Source organism: Enterococcus sp. 125944 (genome assembly GCF_051909435.1).
Taxonomy (GTDB): Bacteria; Bacillota; Bacilli; order Lactobacillales; family Enterococcaceae; genus Enterococcus_D; species Enterococcus_D gallinarum.
Genome location: NZ_JBQASY010000016.1, coordinates 41,397 through 60,416 on the forward strand (window position 1 = coordinate 41,397; position 19,020 = coordinate 60,416).

Genomic DNA, 19,020 nt, shown 5'->3' on the forward strand with positions numbered 1-19,020 from the left:
CTTTCAGATAGTTTTTGCAACTCCTTATTATACAGATGAAGCACATTGATGTCAAGCTTTCATTGAAAGTTGCAACACTTTTCCGATGCATGCAAATTCTAAGTTTTCTTTAAGAAAGGATTCTCTAAAATTAGAAAAAATGACGAGAAATTTCTTTGCATTTTCTTGTTTTCTTGCTATGCTAGCAAAAAAAGCATGAGCGTTACACGTGAAACATTTTGAAAGGAGCAACTATGACAACTAGAGAAAAGATTTTGGCATTGTTGCAACAAGAAACCTCCGTTTTATCCGGAGAAAAAATTGCCCAAAAATTGGACATATCACGGACTGCCGTCTGGAAAGCGATTAAAGAATTAGAGAAAAAAGGCTACCGCTTTGAACATTCAGCCAGCGGCTATCGCTATTTATCAGCAGATCGTTACGAACAACGCACGTTACAGGAAGCACTGCCGATGGTAGCAACGATCCAGATCGCTGACCAAGTTGAGACCACGATGAAAGAAGCAAAGCTAGCTGCTTTATCTGAACTTTCGACTCCGGCTCTATTTTTAGCAGAAACACAGGTAGGCGGGCATGGTCGATTCAATCGTCCTTTCTTTTCACCCAAAGGAAAAGGAATCTATATGAGCTTATTGCTGAAGCCAAATCATACCTTCAGCGAGTTGCCTCAATACACATTATTGGCAGCGGTAGCTGTGGCACAAGCAATCGATGAGTTGACCGGCAAAGAAACACAAATCAAGTGGGTCAACGATATTTACTTAGAAGGAAAAAAAGTCTGCGGTATTTTATCTGAAGCCACTAGTGACTTTGAAAGTGGCCGCATCGCTTCGATCGTCATCGGCATAGGCATCAACTTTGCGATCCCTCAGACAGCTTTCCCAGAAGATATCCAGCAAAGGGCAACCTCTCTCTTTCCAACTGGGGAAGCTCCTGTCAATCGTGCGCGCTTGATCGCAGCAGTATGGACACGCTTCTTTGACTTGTTGGATCAATTACCGGCTGATGATTATCTAACTATTTATCGTCAGAAATCATTTGTTCTTGGTAAAACCGTTTGCTTCACACAACAAGGCATCCGCTATGAAGGAGTCGCAGAGTCCATCACTGCTACTGGTGAATTAGTGGTTCGGACAACAGATGATGTCAAAGTCCTTTCTTCTGGTGAAATCAGTCTGGAGAAATATTCTTAGCAGCATTTTTTTCAAAAAACCAAACAAAGACCCGTCAGATCAAGAAAGACTGCTCTTACGATGCAGCCATTCTTTGTCTGACGGGTCTTTGTCTTGCTATTTAGTGAACGAGCATTTGCCAGATCAGGCATAAAATTAGGCCTAGAGCATAGCTACTGTTAAATAAAATCATGTTTTTGATTGAATAACCAAAGCTTCTTGGGTGCGGCAAACTTGCTTGATGCTCTTTCAAGTTTTGGCGAATCTTCGGTAAGGTTAGAAAGACGAGTAAGATCGGCCACTGATAAAGACCAAACAAAAATCCGATCAAAATCGCACCGTAGGATGCCAGCATCAATCCTTGGAAAAGATGAATGCCGTTGGTCCGACCAATGTAATAAACCAATGTGTACCGGTGGTTCTCAATATCTGTTTCTAAATCACGCAAGTTATTTGCCAACATAATATTGGCAATCGTAAATACAAGGGGCAAGGATGCTAATACAATGGCACATACCGCCCACAGATGACCCACTAATCCGAAGGTTCCGGTCGCAAAATCAATGTCTAAATAAAAAACTTTTTGTGTGACAGTGTTCAGATAGATGGTGATGGCAAAAATACCTAATCCCATCGTCACTCCACTAAAGACTTCCCCCAATGGCATCCGAGATAAGGGAACCGGCCCAAAGGTATAAAACACCCCGATAAAGCATACGACTAATCCCATCAGCAATAAAAGCCAGCCTGTCATCCAAGTCAGATAAAGACCGATCAACAACGTCAGCGCCAACATGCCAAAAATCATGTTCCGTACAAGGGTTTCGGGAATCTTTTCCCGACCGATCACATTTTGTTCATACTTATAAACCTTAGACTTTGCTTTTTTGAAATCCATGTAGTTATTGATCGATGTTGTCGTTAAATCAAACAAGATCATCCCTACAAAAAATATAATGGTGTTCAATGGATGGAATTCATGGAAGTATACGAGAGAAAACAAGATTCCCATAATAAACGGAAAAATACTTGCAACCTTAGTCCGAATCTCAACAACTTCTAAAAATACTGCAAGAGACACAAGATCCCTCCTCTTATTTTAAATCGGCACGATCGCCCATCGTGTAACCTGATTCTTCAGACAGCTTAAAGGTATCTTTGATTCCATCCGTAACATAGACGATCCCTTCTTTCGTGATGAAGATCGCATCTGTTCCTTTGTCGGTGTGCTGTTCGATATATTCTAAACCAGCTTTGATCCCTTTATCAAAAACCACCGTCGTCAAACCATCGCCATCGATCGACTTATCTGTGATCACAGATACACTGGCAATGTCATTGTCATACGGATACCCTGTTTCTGAATCAAAGATATGGTGATAGGTTTTGCCGTCGACTTTCAAATAGCGTTCATAGATTCCTGAAGTGACCACCGTTTTGTTGGTTTCTTTGATACTGCCAATAATGGAACCGCGGGCTTCGTTGGGATCTTGGATCCCCACATTCCAAGGTTCGTCTTCACCACGATTGCTATGTCCTAACACATAGACATTGCCGCCTAAGTCAACGATTGCCGAGGTAACCCCTTGTTCCTTCAATACTTTGACTACTTCATCCGTGATATATCCTTTAGCGATCGCTCCTAAGTCAATGATCATATCTTTGTCTTTTAAATAGACGGTCTTCTCATCATCATTGAACTCAACTTTCCGATAATCGATATGTTTTAGTGCTTCATCAATTTCCGATTGTTCCGGTTTGCGAGCATCATCAAATCCAATCCGCCACAATTGGGTGATCGCACCGATAGCCATATTGAACCCGCCATTAGATTTTTTGCTATAGTCATAGGCATCCTTCAATAGAAAATAAATATCATCAGAAACTTTGACTGGTTTGATTCCAGCTTGGGCATTGATCTCGTCAACTTCTGATCCTGCTTGGTTGATCGTAATCTTGTCTCCCAATTCTTTGATGCGGGCAAACGCTGGTTTCATCGCAGATTCTTTGCCTTCATCGTAAATTCTGATGCGTGTATACGTGCCTAATAAAAATTCTTCTTGAAAATATGGTTCGTCTCTTAATTGAACAGTTTCTTTTTCACTGCCGCAAGCGGATAATATTGTGATAAAAAAAACAATCAATGCAAAAAACGGTAATTTCTTTTTCATGGTCTTCCTCTTTTCTGTTGTATTCAATTTTATTATAATAGCTTTTTTTTTCTAAAATGAAAAGGGTTGGCGCCAGAATCTTAGTTTCTTTTGCGATTCTTTAATCTCTTCTGTTTCTTTATCAGACAGAGGGAGTCCACGTAGGAAGGTTTTCTACTAGAATTTTTTTATTATTGGTAGGTTATTTAGCGCTTTTGAACATAAAAAAAGCGGTACTCTACATCAGAATACCACTTGTTCATTTATGAATTATTCAGTGACGATGTTGTCCACTTGGATAGGTGTTTCGTCCCCTTTTTCTGCTGCGTTCAACAATTGTTGTGCATAGATCACGAAGCTGTGGAAGCTGTGTGTCGCACCAGAAACAACATCCATATCAGCAACTGAACCATCTTCAGCATTTACTGCTGTCACGAATGCTTCGTTGAAGTTTGGAATAAATTCTTCTGGGTTTGTGCCAGATTTTGCTTTCATGTTTTCGTTGTATTCCGCATCATCTTTTTTAGATTTGCCATCTTCGTTAACATAGTCATAGTTAGATTCAGACACTTTGCCGTCTTTGACAGTGATTGAGAATGCTACACGGTAGCCATTTGAATAGTTCTTTTCTTCTAAGCTATACGTACCATCTTTCAAGTCTGCACCGTTGTCGATCTCGATTGTATCTGTGTTGCCTGCTTGAGCAGCTTGGATCAATTGTTGTGCATAGTTTTGGAATGAATCGAATGAGTGTGTCGCACCAGAAACAACTTCAATTGCTGAAGGGCTTTGTGCCGCAACCAATTCTTCATTGAATTTAGGAATAAATTCTTCTGGACTGATTCCTGCTTTGGCTTTCATGTTTTCGTTGTATTCCGCATTTTTTGTTTTTGATTCGCCGTCTGCATTGATGTTGTCATATTTAGATTCAGTGATTTTGCCATCTTTAACAGTGATTTCAAAAACTACGCGGTAATCATTTGAATAATTTTTTTCTTCTAATTTATATGTGCCATCTTGCAATGGTGCTCCTGCGACTACTTTCGCTTCTGATTCAGAAGTTGCTGTTGCTGATTCGCTGCTAGCGACTTGTGAAATACTTTCTTTTGTTGACGAAGAAGCTGACGTGTTGTTGTCAGATCCACAACCTGCTAATACTAACGCTGAGAATGAAAATACCGCCATACCTACCATTAATTTCTTTGCTTTCATAATGCTCCACCTTTTACTAATTATTTTCCCACAAAAAAAGTTTGTGATTCATCTAACATTTTAAAGTAAATTAGAAATATGTCAACCGCTTCCCTATGGCTTTTGTGAATATTTTTGAACTTTTTTTGATTTTCGCAAATTTTCACGAATTTCATGAAATATCGTATTTTCCTATCAGAAAAGTTAGACAAACGATGGATTTCTATATATAATAGGAACGATTGTGTATTTATTATCATAGATTATTTTTTTTAAGGAGAGATTTGCAATGGCAAAGAAAAGCATTGTCGTTGTCGGTGCAGGGTATGCCGGTGTTTCAGCAACCAAGTACATGGCAAAAAAATTGAAAAAAGACAATGATGTAGAAATAACATTGATCGATCGTCACTCTTATCACACCATGATGACCGAACTGCACGAGGTTGCCGGGGGACGTGTCGAGCCGACCGCAATCCAATATGACTTGCAACGTTTGTTTTCACGTAAGAAAAATGTTCGCTTAGTAACCGACACGGTAACTGCTATCGATAAAGAAAAGAAAGTCGTACAAACAAAACAAGGCAGCTATTCCTTTGATTACTTGATCTTAGGTATGGGTGGCGAACCAAATGATTTCGGCACTCCAGGAGTAAAAGAACACGGATTTACTCTATGGTCATTTGAAGATTCTGTTCGCATTCGTGAACACATCGAAAAAACTGTTGCTAAAGCAGCAATCGAGCCTGATGCAGCACTTCGTAAAGCAATGTTGACTTTCGTTGTCTGCGGTTCTGGCTTTACCGGTATTGAAATGATCGGTGAACTGATCGACTGGAAAGAGCGTTTGGCTGAAGACTACAAATTGGATCCAAGCGAAATCACTTTGAAAGTGGTCGAAGCAATGCCTACGATCCTTAACATGTTGGATCGTAACGATGCTGCCAAAGCAGAACGCTACTTGAAACAAAAAAATGTCGAATTAGTTCTGAACGCACCAATCGTTGAAGTGGCTGAAGATCACATCAAATTAAAAGATGGTTCAACGATCCCAACTTATACACTGATTTGGACAGCTGGTGTGAAAGGAACGAGCGACGCTGCAGACTTTGGTCTAGAAACTGCTCGCGGTTTCCGCCTTGTTGCTAACGAATATATGGAAGCAAAAGGTTATGAAGACAAAAATATCTATATCATTGGTGACTTGGTCTTCTATGAAGAATTTCCAAATACACCAACACCACAAATCGTTCAAGCCGCTGAACAAACTGGTCATACAGCTGCATCAAATATCGTCGCAGCGATCAAAGGTGGCGAAAAACACAAATTTAAAGGAAATTACCAAGGATTCATGGTATCGATTGGCGCTAAATGGGGCGTAGCCAACTTATTCAATAAGATTCACCTTAGCGGTTTCTTAGCAATCATTATGAAACATATCGTCAACTTGAAATACTTCTTTGACATTCGTTCTGGCTACTACATGTTCCAATACTTGATGCATGAAATCTTCCATATCAAAGATGATCGGACAGTGGCGCGTGGTCATACTTCACGTTACGGAAACGTTCTTTGGAGTGTTCCACTGCGAATCTTCTACGGTCTGGTATGGTTCGTTGAAGCCTTCAAGAAAATTCTAGGTACAAATGGTGAAGTCTTTAAGCCAGGAACATGGTTTGGCGAAGGTTCTTGGTTCCAAGGAAACAGCGTATTCCCTTGGACTTGGGAATATCAAACTGTTGCTGATGCAGCAAGCGGCGCGAGTGAAGCAGCTGACGCTGCCAGTGCGGCAAGCGGTGCAGGCGATGCTGCCGGCGCAGCAGCAACTCAAGCAGCTCACTTTGGTTTAAGTTATGCCTACGGCGAACAACCAATGGTCGTGATCGAAAAATCACCAGATTGGTTTACAAAAGTGATGCAATTTATTATGCCTAACAACGATGTAGCAATGTTCTTCCAAAAATTCATGGTCTTCTTTGAAATTGCTTTAGCTTTAGCATTGATGGCTGGTTTGTTTACTTGGTTAGTGAATGCAACGACAATCGTTTTAGTCTTGACATTCTGTATGTCAGGTATGTTCTATTGGGTTAACATTTGGTTCATCCCAGTAGCCTTTGCATTAATGAACGGTTCTGGCCGTGCCGTTGGTTTGGATCGTTGGGTGATCCCATGGTTACAACGTACACTTGGTAAATGGTGGTACGGTACACCTCGTTCCTTATACGGTAAAAAATAATCGCTTTTTAAACGAGACTGAGGCAGCCTGATCCTTTGATCAATGTCTCAGTCTCTTTCCAAGTTAAGCACTTTTTTATCTACTAGAAAAACCTTCTCTTAAAAGTAGTAGAAAACCAGCGGATTATGCTAGAATGAGACACAGAACTTCAAAGGAGTCTTTCTGATGAAAGTAAAAGAATTTATCCGTCGTGCCCACCTGAAGCCTTGGGACGGGGTCATCATTCTGGTACTGATACTTAGCTCGTTTTTACCAATTTTGATTTTTGGGCAATCACAAAGTACCCCTACTGCCGCCAAACAAGCTGTTTTGCGAGTTGATGGCAAGGAGATCAAAGAGTTTGATTTGATCGAAGGACAAGATAGCTACACGTATCGATACGAAGATCCAGATGGTGATTACAATCTCATTGAAATCGCTGGTGACCGCATCCGCATCAAAGAAGCTGACTGTGGCGATCAAATTTGCGTCCGCCGCGGCTGGGCCTCAAAAAATGGCGAAACAATCGTATGTTTGCCACATAAATTAGTGATCGAAGTTCGTGCAACAGATGGGAGTGAGACAGACGATCTAATCTACTGATCGTGATACTATGAGTCGTTTACAGAAAATCATTTTCATCTCATTATTAGTTGCTCAAGGAGTCGTTATCGGTTTGATTGAAAATATGATTCCGTATCCTTTTGCCTTTGCTCCCGGAGCTAAATTAGGTTTAGCCAATCTGATCACGATCATTGCTTTGTTCACTATGCCTAAACGAGACAGTTTTTTGCTGATATGGCTACGTTTGATCTTAACTACACTCTTAGGCGGAACTGTTTCAACATTCTTATATAGTATGAGTGGTTCACTTTTGAGCTATTTTGGTATGTTGCTAGTAAAACAACTAGGACCTAAGCGCGTCAGCATTATCGGGATCAGTGCAGCTGGTGGTTTTTTACACAATGTTGGCCAATTGGTCACAGCTTCTTGGATTGCTCAATCCTGGAGTGTCATGCTTTACCTACCCGTTCTCGCATTTTTCGGTATTCTATCAGGGATCGCCATCGGCATCGCCGCCAACTATCTTTTGCAAAGAGTAGACACATTACGGCGATTTCAGCTTGATTATGAACGGCAAACCAATGTCAAGTGGCGTTCTGATTCAAAATAAAGGAGTCATTTATGAAACTTCATCCAATGTGGCAAGCATATCCTGCGTTGCAAAACGATTTATCTGAATCGCTGCAATTAATGGAACAATCCTTGAAACTAAAAAATAAAGCAGTAGAACAAGCGATATTAGCGATGATCCATTCTGGCGGCAAGATGCTCCGCCCGGCCTATCAGTTGTTGTTCTCTGAATTCGGAGAAGAGAAAGATTCTCAAAAAGCAGTAGCACTATCCGCAGCGATCGAAATGCTCCATACTGCTTCACTGATTCATGATGATATTGTTGATCAAGCCGATACTCGGCGAAGCTTGCCTACTATCCGTGCACAATTCGGTAATGATGTCGCCGTTTACGCGGGTGATTATCTCTTTGTATGCTGTTTTAAACTAATGGCGGATTACGCTGGTTCTCTCAAAAGTCTGCAAATCAATTCTCGCAGCATGGAAACAATTTTAGCTGGAGAATTAGGACAAATGAGCAAACGCTACGACCTGAATGTGACGATTGAGGACTATCTGGAAAACATTTCCGGTAAAACAGCTGAACTGTTTGCTCTAAGCTGCTTTATCGGGGCTTATGAAAGTGGGGCTTCTCTACGTTTAGCCAATCAGGCAAAAACGATTGGTCAATCCATCGGGTTAGCATTTCAAATCATGGACGATATCCTTGATTACAGCCAAAGCGAAAGTGCCTTGGGTAAGCCTGTCCTTGAAGATGTCAAGCAGGGGGTCTACTCACTGCCGTTGTTGTTGGCACTGAAAAAAGAGCGGGCAGTGCTAACACCATTACTGGAGAAAAAAGCCGAGATGACCGATCAGGAAGCGCAGCAAGTCTACCAAATCGTTCACGACAGCCATAGCGTTGAAGAAGCACATCAATTAGCTGCTCGTTATACAAAAAAAGCCCTGCAAGGAATCAAGAAATTACCTGATCCTGGAAAAAATACCAAAGACTATTTGTATCAGATCACAAACCAAATCCTAGCTCGCACAAATTGAGTGGTTTTTCTATAAATAATAGTTTGATAAGTGATTTAGAGGTAGCTGCTTTCAACTAGCTGTCTTTCAGACAAAAAAGAACGATCTCCGATTGATTAGACGACACGTCTTCTATAATCGGAGATCGTTCTTTTTCTTTACTTCACTTTCTCTTGACTGTTTATCGCATTGTAACGAACTCTTCTGCTCCAGTCGGATGGATTGCAACGGTATTGTCGAAATCTGCCTTAGTTGCTCCCATTTTGATGGCGACGGCGAATCCTTGCAGCATTTCGTCAACACCAATTCCAATACCGTGTAGACCAATGATCTTCTCTTCTTTTCCTAAACAAACAAGTTTCATTTCACATTTTTGACGATAGTCATTCAATGCAAAGTACATTGGTGTAAAGCGTGAACGATATACTTTGATTTCTTCTTCGCCATATTTTGCGATTGCAGCTTCTTCTGAAAGACCGATCGTTGCAATTGGTGGGTGCGTAAAAATGACTGTCGGCACCAGATCATAATCTAAATGTGCCTCAGTTTGACCATTGAACAATCGTTCAGACAAGCGACGACCCGCTGCAATCGCTACTGGCGTCAACTCTAATTTGCCGATCACATCTCCAACTGCAAAGATCGATTCAGCAGTCGTATTTTGGTACTTATCAACAATGACAAAGCCTTTTTCATCTAGAGAGACATCTGTATTTTCCAAACCAAGGTGTTGGGTATTGGGCACTCGTCCCCCAGCAAACAATACACAGTCCCCCGTCAGTGTTTGACCATTTTCAAAGAAAACCGTATATTGTCCATCACGTTCTTCGATCCTTTCAGCTACATAGCCGGAATAAAGGTCCATTCCTGCTTCTCGATAAATTTCTACTAAATTGTCAGTTAACATATGATCAAACGCCCGTAATGGACGTTCTTTACGATAAGCCCAAGAAACGTGACTGCCAAATTGCTGACTCATTCCGCTAAGTTCTGCCGCAATGTATCCTGCTCCTAAGACGATCATTTCTTTAGGCACTTCTTTTAAGGCAAAAAAGCCATTGGAATCAATCGCATGTTCACCACCAGGAATCGACATGACACTAGGTTTTCCTCCTGTAGCAATTAAGATCTTTGGCGCTCTGTATTCTTGTCCACCGACCGTCACAGTATGGTTATCCACAAACTGTGCATAACCGTGGATAACTTCTACTCTGTTGCTATCTAAGCCTTTTTGATATGCTGTGTGTAAAAAATCAATATATTTTTCACGGTTATCCACAAGTTGCTTGAAATCAAATTTATCCACATGTGGATAAATACCATAGCTCGTGGCATCACGCTTAATCATTTCTAACATTTCACTTGCTTGCCACATCACTTTTTTGGGTACACAGCCCACATTGACACAAGTACCCCCCAGCTCATTGCCTTCAATCAATAAAACTTTAGCTCCATGCATTCCTGCACGGTTAGCAGAAGCAATCCCGCCACTGCCACCGCCAATCACTATGTAATCATACTCTTGCATTATTGGTCTCCTCCTTAGGAACAACTTCATTTTGGTGTATATCGAAGGATTTTTCAAATCTTACAAAAAAATGCGACAGAAAGCACCGAGTCAATGATAAAGGGAGAGGAACATAACATGTACGAGATTCAAACTCGCTTTTAGCACAGTGCGCTACCCCTCGAATCTCATTATTTTTCCTTTATCAGCCTTGGATACTTCTGTCACAGTTTTTATTTTTTCTTCCGGATCATGTCGCCAACCTGAACAGGTTCAGCGACGGGCATCGTTAGAAGCATCATCGGATTTGGCGCGCGATCGATCGATTCACCGTCTTCATTATACATGACTTCCACCTTTTGATGGAAATGATGGAATCCAGGTCCATAAAACTCGATCTCGTCCCCCACCGAAAACAAATTCCGCTGCCGGATCGTGGCCATCTTTGTTGCGTCATCATAGGCCATGACTTCTCCGATAAACTTGTATTGCGGGATTTTACGCCGAGGACCAAATAATTGCTCATTTTCACTCGGTGTATGGTAATAAAATCCGGTAGCTAGTTCTCTTTGCGCTACCTTCCATAATTCATCAATCCACTCTTGTTTGCAGACATAGTTCTCTGGATCTTCCATATAACTGTCAACTGCCGCTTTGTACACATTCGCAACAGTTGAAACATAGTGGATCGATTTCATCCGTCCTTCGATCTTAAAACTATCGACGCCGTTTTCAATCAAGTCAGGAATATGTTCGATCATGGACATGTCGACTGCACTCATTGAGAATTCTTCTTCGATCGTTCCATTCTTTGTCAAACTCTTTCTTTCTTGTGCAAAAGGCATATCAAAAAGATCATATTTCCAACGACAAGATTGTGAGCAACCACCACGATTGGCATCTCGCATCGACATGTGATTGGACAATGTACAACGTCCAGAATAAGAGATACACATCGCCCCATGAATAAAAGCTTCAATCTCCACACTCGTATTTTTGCGGATTTCGGCGACTTCTTCCATGGATACTTCTCGAGCCAAGACAACTCGCTCAAGCCCTTCTTCTCGCCAAAATTCTAGCGTTTCATAATTTGTCGCGGAAGCTTGCGTTGAAAGATGGATCGGCAATCCTGGTGCTTCTGTCGCACAGATCTCGATCAAAGCAGGATCAGACACGATCACCGCCGAAATTCCCACGTCCCGCAATTGACGGAAAAATTCCCCAGCTCCTTCTTGATTGCCTTCATGGGTGACCATATTTGCTGCTACATATACTTTAGCATTATGAGCTTTAGCAAATGCAACCCCTTCAGCCATCTCTTCATAGGTAAAGTTTCCGGCACGACTGCGTAAGCCATAGGCGTTGCCGCCTATATAAACAGCATCCGCCCCGTAATGAATGGCTGTTTTTAATTTTTCTAATGTACCGGCTGGTGCCAATACTTCTGGCCGTTTCAATTTTTGTTTGACTGTCATTTCCATTGCTCCTTACTTGATATCCTCTGGATTGATCGCATAAAAACCGGTATCTAACCCCCGTTGAGCTGGATGTAGCTGACGTACTTGTTCACTCAAGCTAGCTGCTTGTTCAGCAGTCCATGTGCCTTCAGTAAGCAATTGCTTCGCCTGTGCAAAACAAGCTACGATCGAGACAAACGCTGTCCCTGGAGTAAATAAACCGTCTAACTTCCAAGTCTGGTACCCCGTTTCAAAAAGAGACTGCAATTCATTCATCAAATTGATGTCATTATTGGCGAAAATATGCGTGCCATGACTGTCTTCATAAATCGAGTAGTGGGTATCCTCCTTCTTGGGTTCTGATAAAAATAAACCTCGCTCACGAGATTTTTCATCTTCCTGTTGCGTATAATTATAATAATTTTGAAGCAATGGACGTTTCGACTGATGGATGCACGTTGCCCCATAGACAAGCACTTCCGCAGGAATCGTTAGCTGTGGTGCTAAAACTGTCATTTCTCCAAAGGGGACTTCTCTTGCTAAAACTGCTCCAATCGCCCCTTTTTGCCCCCAAAAATTGATTTGTCTAGCACTGGTGACCAGCGTCTCTCCATCGTATACAAACGGCAATGCCAATTCCGGATTCTTTTTCATACGATAAATGATTCCTGGATCGCCGATAGAAATTTTATCAACATGGTTGGCCTTCAAAAAAGCCAAGTATTCTGGAACTAGCGTCATTTTTTGCGGGTGCATGATGCCATTGACTGCCGCCATCGCTTGTTTCCCTTCTGCTTGCGCTAAGCGGATCAATTCGCTTTGTTCCTCTCGTGAGAAAGATGTCGGCAAACGCAAACCGAAAGTTTCTTCTCCGAAAAAAATAGTATCTACATAAGGTAAGAGCTGTTTTGCTTGTTCGATCGACTCCACCGTTGCGATAATCTCAACCATGATATTCCTCCTCTATAACTCACTAATAGTATCACAGGCAACACGGCTTTCCAAGACTTCCTTTTGAACTTTTTTCACTAAAAAAAGGAATACTCAGCGATGAGAACTGGTAATACAACTTTAACACTCTTTTAAATTTGTGAACTTTATGAGTTTTTATCTCCATTTCAATTGTTCGAAATCCAACAAATACTATTTGCCCACAAAAAAACTATCCAAGCAGCAAACGATGGTTCAGCCTGCATTCTGCTGACCATCAGTCGTTTGCTAGTTAGATAGTTTTATTTTTCTTTATGAGCTTATACTTGTTGAAGAATACGAGATTGGCCTTCTTTTACATTCAATGTAATTGAGCCTTTCGATGCCCCAATCGTCACCCGGTCACCTAAATGGATTTGTCCCGACAATAGTGCTTCGCTTAAGCGGTCTTCGACCTCTTTTTGCAATGCTCGACGAATTGGGCGAGCCCCATATTCTGGATCAAAACCAGCTTTACCGATGACATCAATCGCTGCAGATGTGATCTTCAGTTGAATGTCTTGATCACTGAGACGTTTGATGATCGCTTTACTCATGATTTTAACGATTTCATGAATTTCATCTTCACCTAATGAACGGAAGACAACTGTTTCATCCACCCGATTCAAGAACTCAGGACGGAATGCTTTCTTGAGCTCTTCCAGAATCCGTTTTTGCATCGCTTGATGGTCTTTGCTAAGATCCACCACATTGAAACCTACATTCTTTTCTTCACGAATCTGTTGTGCACCGATATTTGAGGTCATAATCAGGATTGTATTACGGAAATCGACTTTCCGCCCTTTGGCATCTGTCAAATGACCATCATCAAGGACTTGTAAGAGAATATTGAAGACATCTGGATGAGCTTTTTCCACTTCATCTAGTAAAATCACTGAATAAGGTTTTGAACGAATCTTTTCAGTTAATTGTCCACCCTCATCGTAACCAACATAACCAGGAGGGGAGCCAATCAAACGACTTGTACTGTATTTCTCCATAAACTCAGACATATCCACACGAACGAGTGAATCCTCACTGCCAAACATTGCTTCTGCCAAGGCTTTTGCCAGCTCTGTTTTTCCGACACCCGTAGGACCTAGGAACATGAATGAACCAATTGGACGATTCGGATCTTTTAGACCACTACGTGCTCGACGAATCGAACGTGCGACTGCTTTCACAGCTTCTTCTTGACCAACAACTCGCTGATGCAGGATTTTTTCTAGATCGAGAAGCCGTTCACTTTCTTTTTTCTCCATTTGCTGTAAAGGAACGCCCGTCCATTGCGACACGACTGCCGCAACATCTTCGCCAGTGACACTGTCTGCGTAGCCAGAAGCTTCTTTCACTTCCATGAACGCAACTTCAGTCAACTGCTGGGTCAATTTCTTCTCTTTGATGCGCAAACGAGCTGCGGCTTCAAAGTCTTGTTGGCGAATCGCTGCTTCTTTTTCTTCAATCAGATTGGCGATTTCATTTTGTAAATCGGCCAACTCAGAACTTTCGTCTGTTTTATCCAAGCGCACTTTTGCTGCCGATTCGTCCATCAAGTCAATGGCTTTGTCTGGCAACTGCCGTGAATTGATATAGCGTACCGACAATTGGACAGCGGCATGCAGGGCATCATCTGAAATCTCTACGCCGTGATGCTCTTCATAACGGGGACGTAATCCTCGTAAAATTTCTTCTGCTTCTTCTGGCGTTGGCTCATCCACTTGAACACGGGCAAACCGTCTTTCCAATGCAGAATCTTTTTCGATATACTTTTGATATTCATCTAAGGTCGTAGCACCGATTGTTTGTAATTCACCGCGGGCTAATGCAGGTTTTAATATATTCGATGCATCGATAGCACCTTCCGCACCACCAGCACCAATCAGTGTATGCAGCTCATCAATAAATAAAATGATCTGACCATCTTGGTAAATTTCGTCGATGATTTTCTTCATTCGATCTTCAAATTCACCGCGATATTTCGTGCCAGCTACTAAAGCACCCATATCTAACATCATTAAGCGTTTGTTCTGCATATCTTCTGGTACTTCACCGTGAATGATTTTTTGTGCCAATCCTTCAGCAATAGCTGTTTTACCAACCCCCGGTTCCCCTACTAAAACAGGGTTGTTTTTGGTCCGGCGGCTTAGGATTTGAATCAATCGTTTCACTTCTTTTGCTCGACCCACTACTGGATCTAAGCGTTTATCTCTTGCCAATTTTGTTAAATCTCGAGCTAGTGAGTCCAGCGTCGGCGTTCCTTGTGCTTTTCCTTGAGGACGACGACGACCCGCACCACCGGCATTTTTTGTGTCATTGATACCCATTTTTTTCTTTAATAACTGCCGCATTTTAGCCAAACTCAACCCTAAGTTCAACATGATTCTTGAGGCTAAAATATCTTCATCCCGAAGCAATCCTAACAAAAGATGCTCTGTGCCGATTTGAAGAGCGCCTAAACGCTTAGCTTCATCTCCAGCATAAGCAAATGTTTGCTTCGCTCGTGGGGAATAGGCTAGATAGGCATTCTCTGGGTATTGGCGAACAGTTCCGTAACCTGTTAAATGCTCGATTTCTTCGCGAATATCATTTTCAGTGATATTCATTTCCCGTAACGTTTTGCCGGCAATGCCATTTTGTTCAATGACTAAGGCAAGCAAGATGTGTTCTGAACCTACGGACTGATGTTTAAAGTACTTTGCTTCTTCCTGTGCGATCGTCAGCACAGCTTTCGCTCGTTGTGTAAATAGTTCATCCATCTCATTCACTTCCTGTCTTCATAACTTAAACGTTCTAAAATTGCATGGAGCAAGTCTGCTCGTGTTCGATTTTCATAAGGAGAACGTCCTAATACTGACTTCGCAATGACGGTCAACAATAAATTGCCCTCACGCTTCGACAGGATTCCTTCCTCATAAAGTTTTTGGATTATTGCATAAGCATCTTTTTCCGAGATGGTTTCATCAAATAATTGATTCATTTCTTCAAGGTAGTGGTGGTTATCCGTGATCTTTACTTTTTCGATACGGATATATCCTCCGCCTCCACGTTTGCTTTCAACCGTATACCCTCTTTGAATAGTGAAACGGGTATTGATCACATAATTTATTTGTGAAGGCACACAATTGAATAAATTCGCCATTTCAGCTCGGCGAATCTCGATTGTTTCGCTGTCTTCAAGAATTTTCTTCAAATATGCCTCAATCAAATCGGAAGTGTTATGATGATTCAATTCATTCCCTCCCTTGACTAATTCTGACCTTCATTATACCCAATTTTTGAAAACTTGAAAAGATGTACGCCTAGAGATGCGGAATTACTAAAAGAAACTTAAACAGCTAGCTCTTTTTTCGCATCACAAAAAAACTATCCGCATCTTCAAGTGGTTACTTCTACAGTCTTTGGTTGCCATCTCACTGCGACCTATAGAGTAAACTTAAAAATCATTCGGATAGTTTTTTCAGCTATTGATTAATCTTCAGAGCTCGTTGAACTCGTACTTGTTGATTCACTGCTAGCGGAGGATTCACTCGTAGAGGACTCTGGTTTTGGTCCTTTAGAAATAGTAACATTTACTGAAGAACCAACAGCCACCGAAGTCCCTTCACCTGGCGAAACATCTGTGACTTCTCCAGCCGGAACAGAATCATTGTAGCCCGATTCTTCTTTGATCGAATATTTTAACCCAGCCTCATTTAGTGCTGCTACAGCATCATTTCGACTCTGTCCAATGATTCGTGGCACATTAACCATCTCTTGACCGCTGCTGACTGTCAGCGTGATAACAGTTTGAGAGGTAATGACTGATTCTCCTGCTCCTGGCGCTTGATTAATGACAGTCCCCACTGGTTCATCGCTTGGCGCTGATTGTTCATAAATATTTTCGGTTGGAACTCCTTTTGAGGTCAATGCCGCCCGTACATCTTCGATTCGCTGACCATAATAGTCTTCCATTGCAAACGATTCAGGTCCCGTGCTGACTACAAAAGTAATGTCATCCTCTTTCGGAGAAACTTTCTCGCCGACATCTGGTGATTGGCTAATGATCAGACCTTCTCCGATAGCATCACTGGATTTGGTCTCTTCTTTGATTTGGTCTTCTGAAAAACCTAACTTGATCAACTCGGCTTTTACATCTTCAAAATTTTTCTCTTCATAGTTTTTTAGGGTGATTTTTTCAGTCCCTGAGCTGATATACAAAGTGATCTCGCTATTTTTTTTGACTTCGGTTCCTTCTTGTGGATCCGTTTTAACGACATTGCCTTCTTCAATCTCATCGTCAGCAATTTCTTCGGTTTCATCAGCAACTTTTAATCCTGCTGCTTCCAGCTTTTCTCGAGCAACGGTCTCTGTGTCTCCGCTGACTTTAGGGATCTCAACATCGCCGCGCCCTCCGCCAAAAACAAAATAGCCGCCAATGACCAGCAGCGCTGCAATAACTAGTATTGGCAGGATCAGCCACCATTTCTTCCGCTTCTTCTTTGGTTTTTCTTGTTTCTGGTCTGCGGTCTCTTCTACTTCTGGCTCCGTCACTGCCGGTTCTGCAGGCTGTTCAGCTATCATTTCATCGGTAATAGGGGTCAGCGCTCGAGTTTCATCGTTTAGCGCATGTGGCTCCCACCTTGGTTCATTCAAGCGCTCAGGTGACAGGGCTGTTGAAAGATCTTCTCGCATTTCATCAGCTGTCTTATAACGATCGGCTTGCTCTTTCGCTGTTGCCTTTAATACGACATTCTCTAATGATTGAGGAACATTTTTATCATAGATACGAATAGAAGGGATCTCATCTTGAAAATGTTTTAAGGCAATTGTGACAGCGGACTCACCATCAAAAGGAACTTTCCCCGTCAGCATTTCATATAGGATGATTCCAATCGCATAGATATCAGATTGGTTAGTAGCCATACTTCCCCGTGCTTGCTCTGGCGATAAGTAGTGCACAGAGCCTAACATCGAGTTGGTTTGGGTGATCGATGTTTCCGATAAAGCAATCGCGATCCCGAAATCCGTGATCTTAACGACGCCTTCTTCATTGATCAGAATGTTTTGTGGTTTCAAGTCCCGATGAATGATTCGATGTTGGTGAGCCAATGCCACTGCTGACAAAATTTGTTGCACGATATCGACAATCTGTAGATAAGGAACTGGGTAATGGGTTTGAATATATCGCTTCAAGTCCATGCCTTTGACATATTCCATCACCAAAAACTGCATCCCATCTTCTTCGCCTACATCATACACTGTTACGATATTGGGATGAACCAACTCTGTGGCAGCCAATGCTTCCCGCTGAAAGCGGCGAATCGCATTTTTATCATTTTGGAAGTCAAATCGCAATACTTTGACGGCAACTTCTCGATCAAGAATCAAATCATGAGCCAGAAATACATTTGCCATGCCGCCACTGCCGATATTGCCAATGATTTTATAGCGGCCATTTAACTTTTTCCCTATTTCAATCATGGGCAGTTCCTCCAACTTTGATCAGTAACACTGTGATATTATCGACTCCGCCTTGTTGATTGGCTGCATCGATCAACTGCTGAACCGCTTCTTTAAGGGACGACGCGCCTTCAATGATGGCTGCGATCTTTTCATCTGCCAACATGTTTGTCAGTCCGTCTGAGCAAAGAAGCAAGTAATCACTTTCAGCAAAATAATGAATCGCTACATCTACTTCTACTGTATTAGGCATTCCAACAGAACGAGTCAAAACATTTTTGCGTGGATGGTTCAGTGCCATTTCAGCAGTAATTTGGCCAGATTTCACCAATTCATTGACAAGAGAATGGTCTTCAGTAATTTGTATCAACTCATGATCCCGCAAAATATAGGCGCGGCTGTCGCCAACATTCGCAATCGTAAATTGATCCTCAAAGAGTGCTACAGCAATGATCGTTGTTCCCATGCCATTCAGCGCCTCATCCTCGATGCCTTTTTCATAGATCGAGACACTTTCTGCCTGGATTTTTTGGATCAGCCATTGAGCAGCCTTTTCACTATCTGTCAATTCTGTTTTTTCCCAAGCGGTTCCCAAGCCACTCACAGCCTGACGACTCGCTACATCACCTGCCCGATGTCCTCCCATCCCATCAGCTAAGATCGCCAATGTGATACTTTTTTTGTTGACATACACAGCAGCAAAGTCTTGGTTCGTATTCCGACGTTTACCAACATCTGTTTGAAAATGGATTTCCAACTTCTTTTCACCTCA

At 41.9% G+C, this 19,020-nt stretch carries 15 protein-coding genes; 5 read left to right on the top strand and 10 right to left on the bottom strand.

Features of this window, described 5'->3' with window-relative positions; genetic code table 11:
• Positions 1 to 233: 233 nt before the first annotated feature.
• A complete protein-coding gene (locus ACTFWY_RS13270) occupies positions 234 to 1,193 on the top strand; it encodes a biotin--[acetyl-CoA-carboxylase] ligase (protein WP_005469778.1) in 960 nt (319 codons plus the stop codon).
• Between the two features lie 100 nt (positions 1,194 to 1,293).
• Here the strand turns inward: ACTFWY_RS13270 and menA are convergent, their stop codons facing one another.
• The 3 genes from menA to pplA form a co-directional block, all read right to left on the bottom strand.
• Positions 1,294 to 2,253, bottom strand: a complete 960-nt coding sequence (gene menA / locus ACTFWY_RS13275) for a 1,4-dihydroxy-2-naphthoate polyprenyltransferase (protein ID WP_029487376.1) — start codon at positions 2,251 to 2,253, stop codon at positions 1,294 to 1,296.
• 13 nt (positions 2,254 to 2,266) lie between these two features.
• On the bottom strand, positions 2,267 to 3,343 hold the full coding sequence (locus tag ACTFWY_RS13280; RefSeq protein WP_005469775.1) for an FAD:protein FMN transferase: 1,077 nt from the start codon (positions 3,341 to 3,343) through the stop codon (positions 2,267 to 2,269).
• 249 nt (positions 3,344 to 3,592) lie between these two features.
• A complete protein-coding gene (gene pplA, locus ACTFWY_RS13285; protein ID WP_439927072.1) occupies positions 3,593 to 4,534 on the bottom strand; it encodes an extracellular electron transfer flavoprotein PplA in 942 nt (313 codons plus the stop codon).
• A gap of 268 nt (positions 4,535 to 4,802) precedes the next feature.
• Between pplA and ACTFWY_RS13290 the strand changes: the two genes are divergently transcribed.
• The 4 genes from ACTFWY_RS13290 (at position 4,803) to ACTFWY_RS13305 (ending at position 8,897) form a co-directional block, all read left to right on the top strand.
• Complete coding sequence (locus ACTFWY_RS13290; protein ID WP_005469767.1) at positions 4,803 to 6,746, top strand: NAD(P)/FAD-dependent oxidoreductase; 1,944 nt, start codon at positions 4,803 to 4,805, stop codon at positions 6,744 to 6,746.
• A gap of 165 nt (positions 6,747 to 6,911) precedes the next feature.
• Positions 6,912 to 7,328 carry a NusG domain II-containing protein gene (locus ACTFWY_RS13295; RefSeq protein ID WP_003128860.1) on the top strand — a complete coding sequence of 139 codons (417 nt, stop codon included), beginning with the start codon at positions 6,912 to 6,914 and terminating at the stop codon, positions 7,326 to 7,328.
• 10 nt (positions 7,329 to 7,338) lie between these two features.
• Positions 7,339 to 7,899 (top strand): Gx transporter family protein, encoded by a 561-nt coding sequence (locus ACTFWY_RS13300; RefSeq protein WP_003128859.1) that lies wholly within the window; start codon positions 7,339 to 7,341, stop codon positions 7,897 to 7,899.
• Positions 7,900 to 7,910: 11 nt separating this feature from the next.
• The gene (locus tag ACTFWY_RS13305) at positions 7,911 to 8,897 is read left to right on the top strand and encodes a polyprenyl synthetase family protein (protein ID WP_029487375.1); all 987 of its coding nucleotides are present in this window, start codon (positions 7,911 to 7,913) and stop codon (positions 8,895 to 8,897) included.
• A gap of 160 nt (positions 8,898 to 9,057) precedes the next feature.
• Here the strand turns inward: ACTFWY_RS13305 and gor are convergent, their stop codons facing one another.
• The 7 genes from gor to ACTFWY_RS13340 all read right to left on the bottom strand — a co-directional run bounded on the left by gor (position 9,058) and on the right by ACTFWY_RS13340 (position 19,005).
• Positions 9,058 to 10,404 carry a glutathione-disulfide reductase gene (gene gor / locus ACTFWY_RS13310; RefSeq protein WP_409532041.1) on the bottom strand — a complete coding sequence of 449 codons (1,347 nt, stop codon included), beginning with the start codon at positions 10,402 to 10,404 and terminating at the stop codon, positions 9,058 to 9,060.
• Positions 10,405 to 10,616: 212 nt separating this feature from the next.
• Positions 10,617 to 11,858, bottom strand: a complete 1,242-nt coding sequence (locus ACTFWY_RS13315; protein ID WP_005469760.1) for a peptidase U32 family protein — start codon at positions 11,856 to 11,858, stop codon at positions 10,617 to 10,619.
• A gap of 12 nt (positions 11,859 to 11,870) precedes the next feature.
• Complete coding sequence (locus ACTFWY_RS13320) at positions 11,871 to 12,791, bottom strand: peptidase U32 family protein (protein WP_003128854.1); 921 nt, start codon at positions 12,789 to 12,791, stop codon at positions 11,871 to 11,873.
• Between the two features lie 299 nt (positions 12,792 to 13,090).
• Positions 13,091 to 15,565 (bottom strand): ATP-dependent Clp protease ATP-binding subunit, encoded by a 2,475-nt coding sequence (locus ACTFWY_RS13325; RefSeq protein ID WP_081131176.1) that lies wholly within the window; start codon positions 15,563 to 15,565, stop codon positions 13,091 to 13,093.
• A gap of 5 nt (positions 15,566 to 15,570) precedes the next feature.
• Positions 15,571 to 16,038, bottom strand: a complete 468-nt coding sequence (locus ACTFWY_RS13330; protein ID WP_003128852.1) for a CtsR family transcriptional regulator — start codon at positions 16,036 to 16,038, stop codon at positions 15,571 to 15,573.
• Positions 16,039 to 16,277: 239 nt separating this feature from the next.
• Entirely contained in the window at positions 16,278 to 18,269 is a 1,992-nt protein-coding gene (pknB, locus tag ACTFWY_RS13335) for a Stk1 family PASTA domain-containing Ser/Thr kinase (protein WP_005469756.1), read from the bottom strand.
• A complete protein-coding gene (locus tag ACTFWY_RS13340; RefSeq protein WP_005469755.1) occupies positions 18,262 to 19,005 on the bottom strand; it encodes a Stp1/IreP family PP2C-type Ser/Thr phosphatase in 744 nt (247 codons plus the stop codon). Before ACTFWY_RS13340 ends, pknB begins: the two co-directional genes overlap by 8 nt.
• Positions 19,006 to 19,020: the final 15 nt, after the last annotated feature.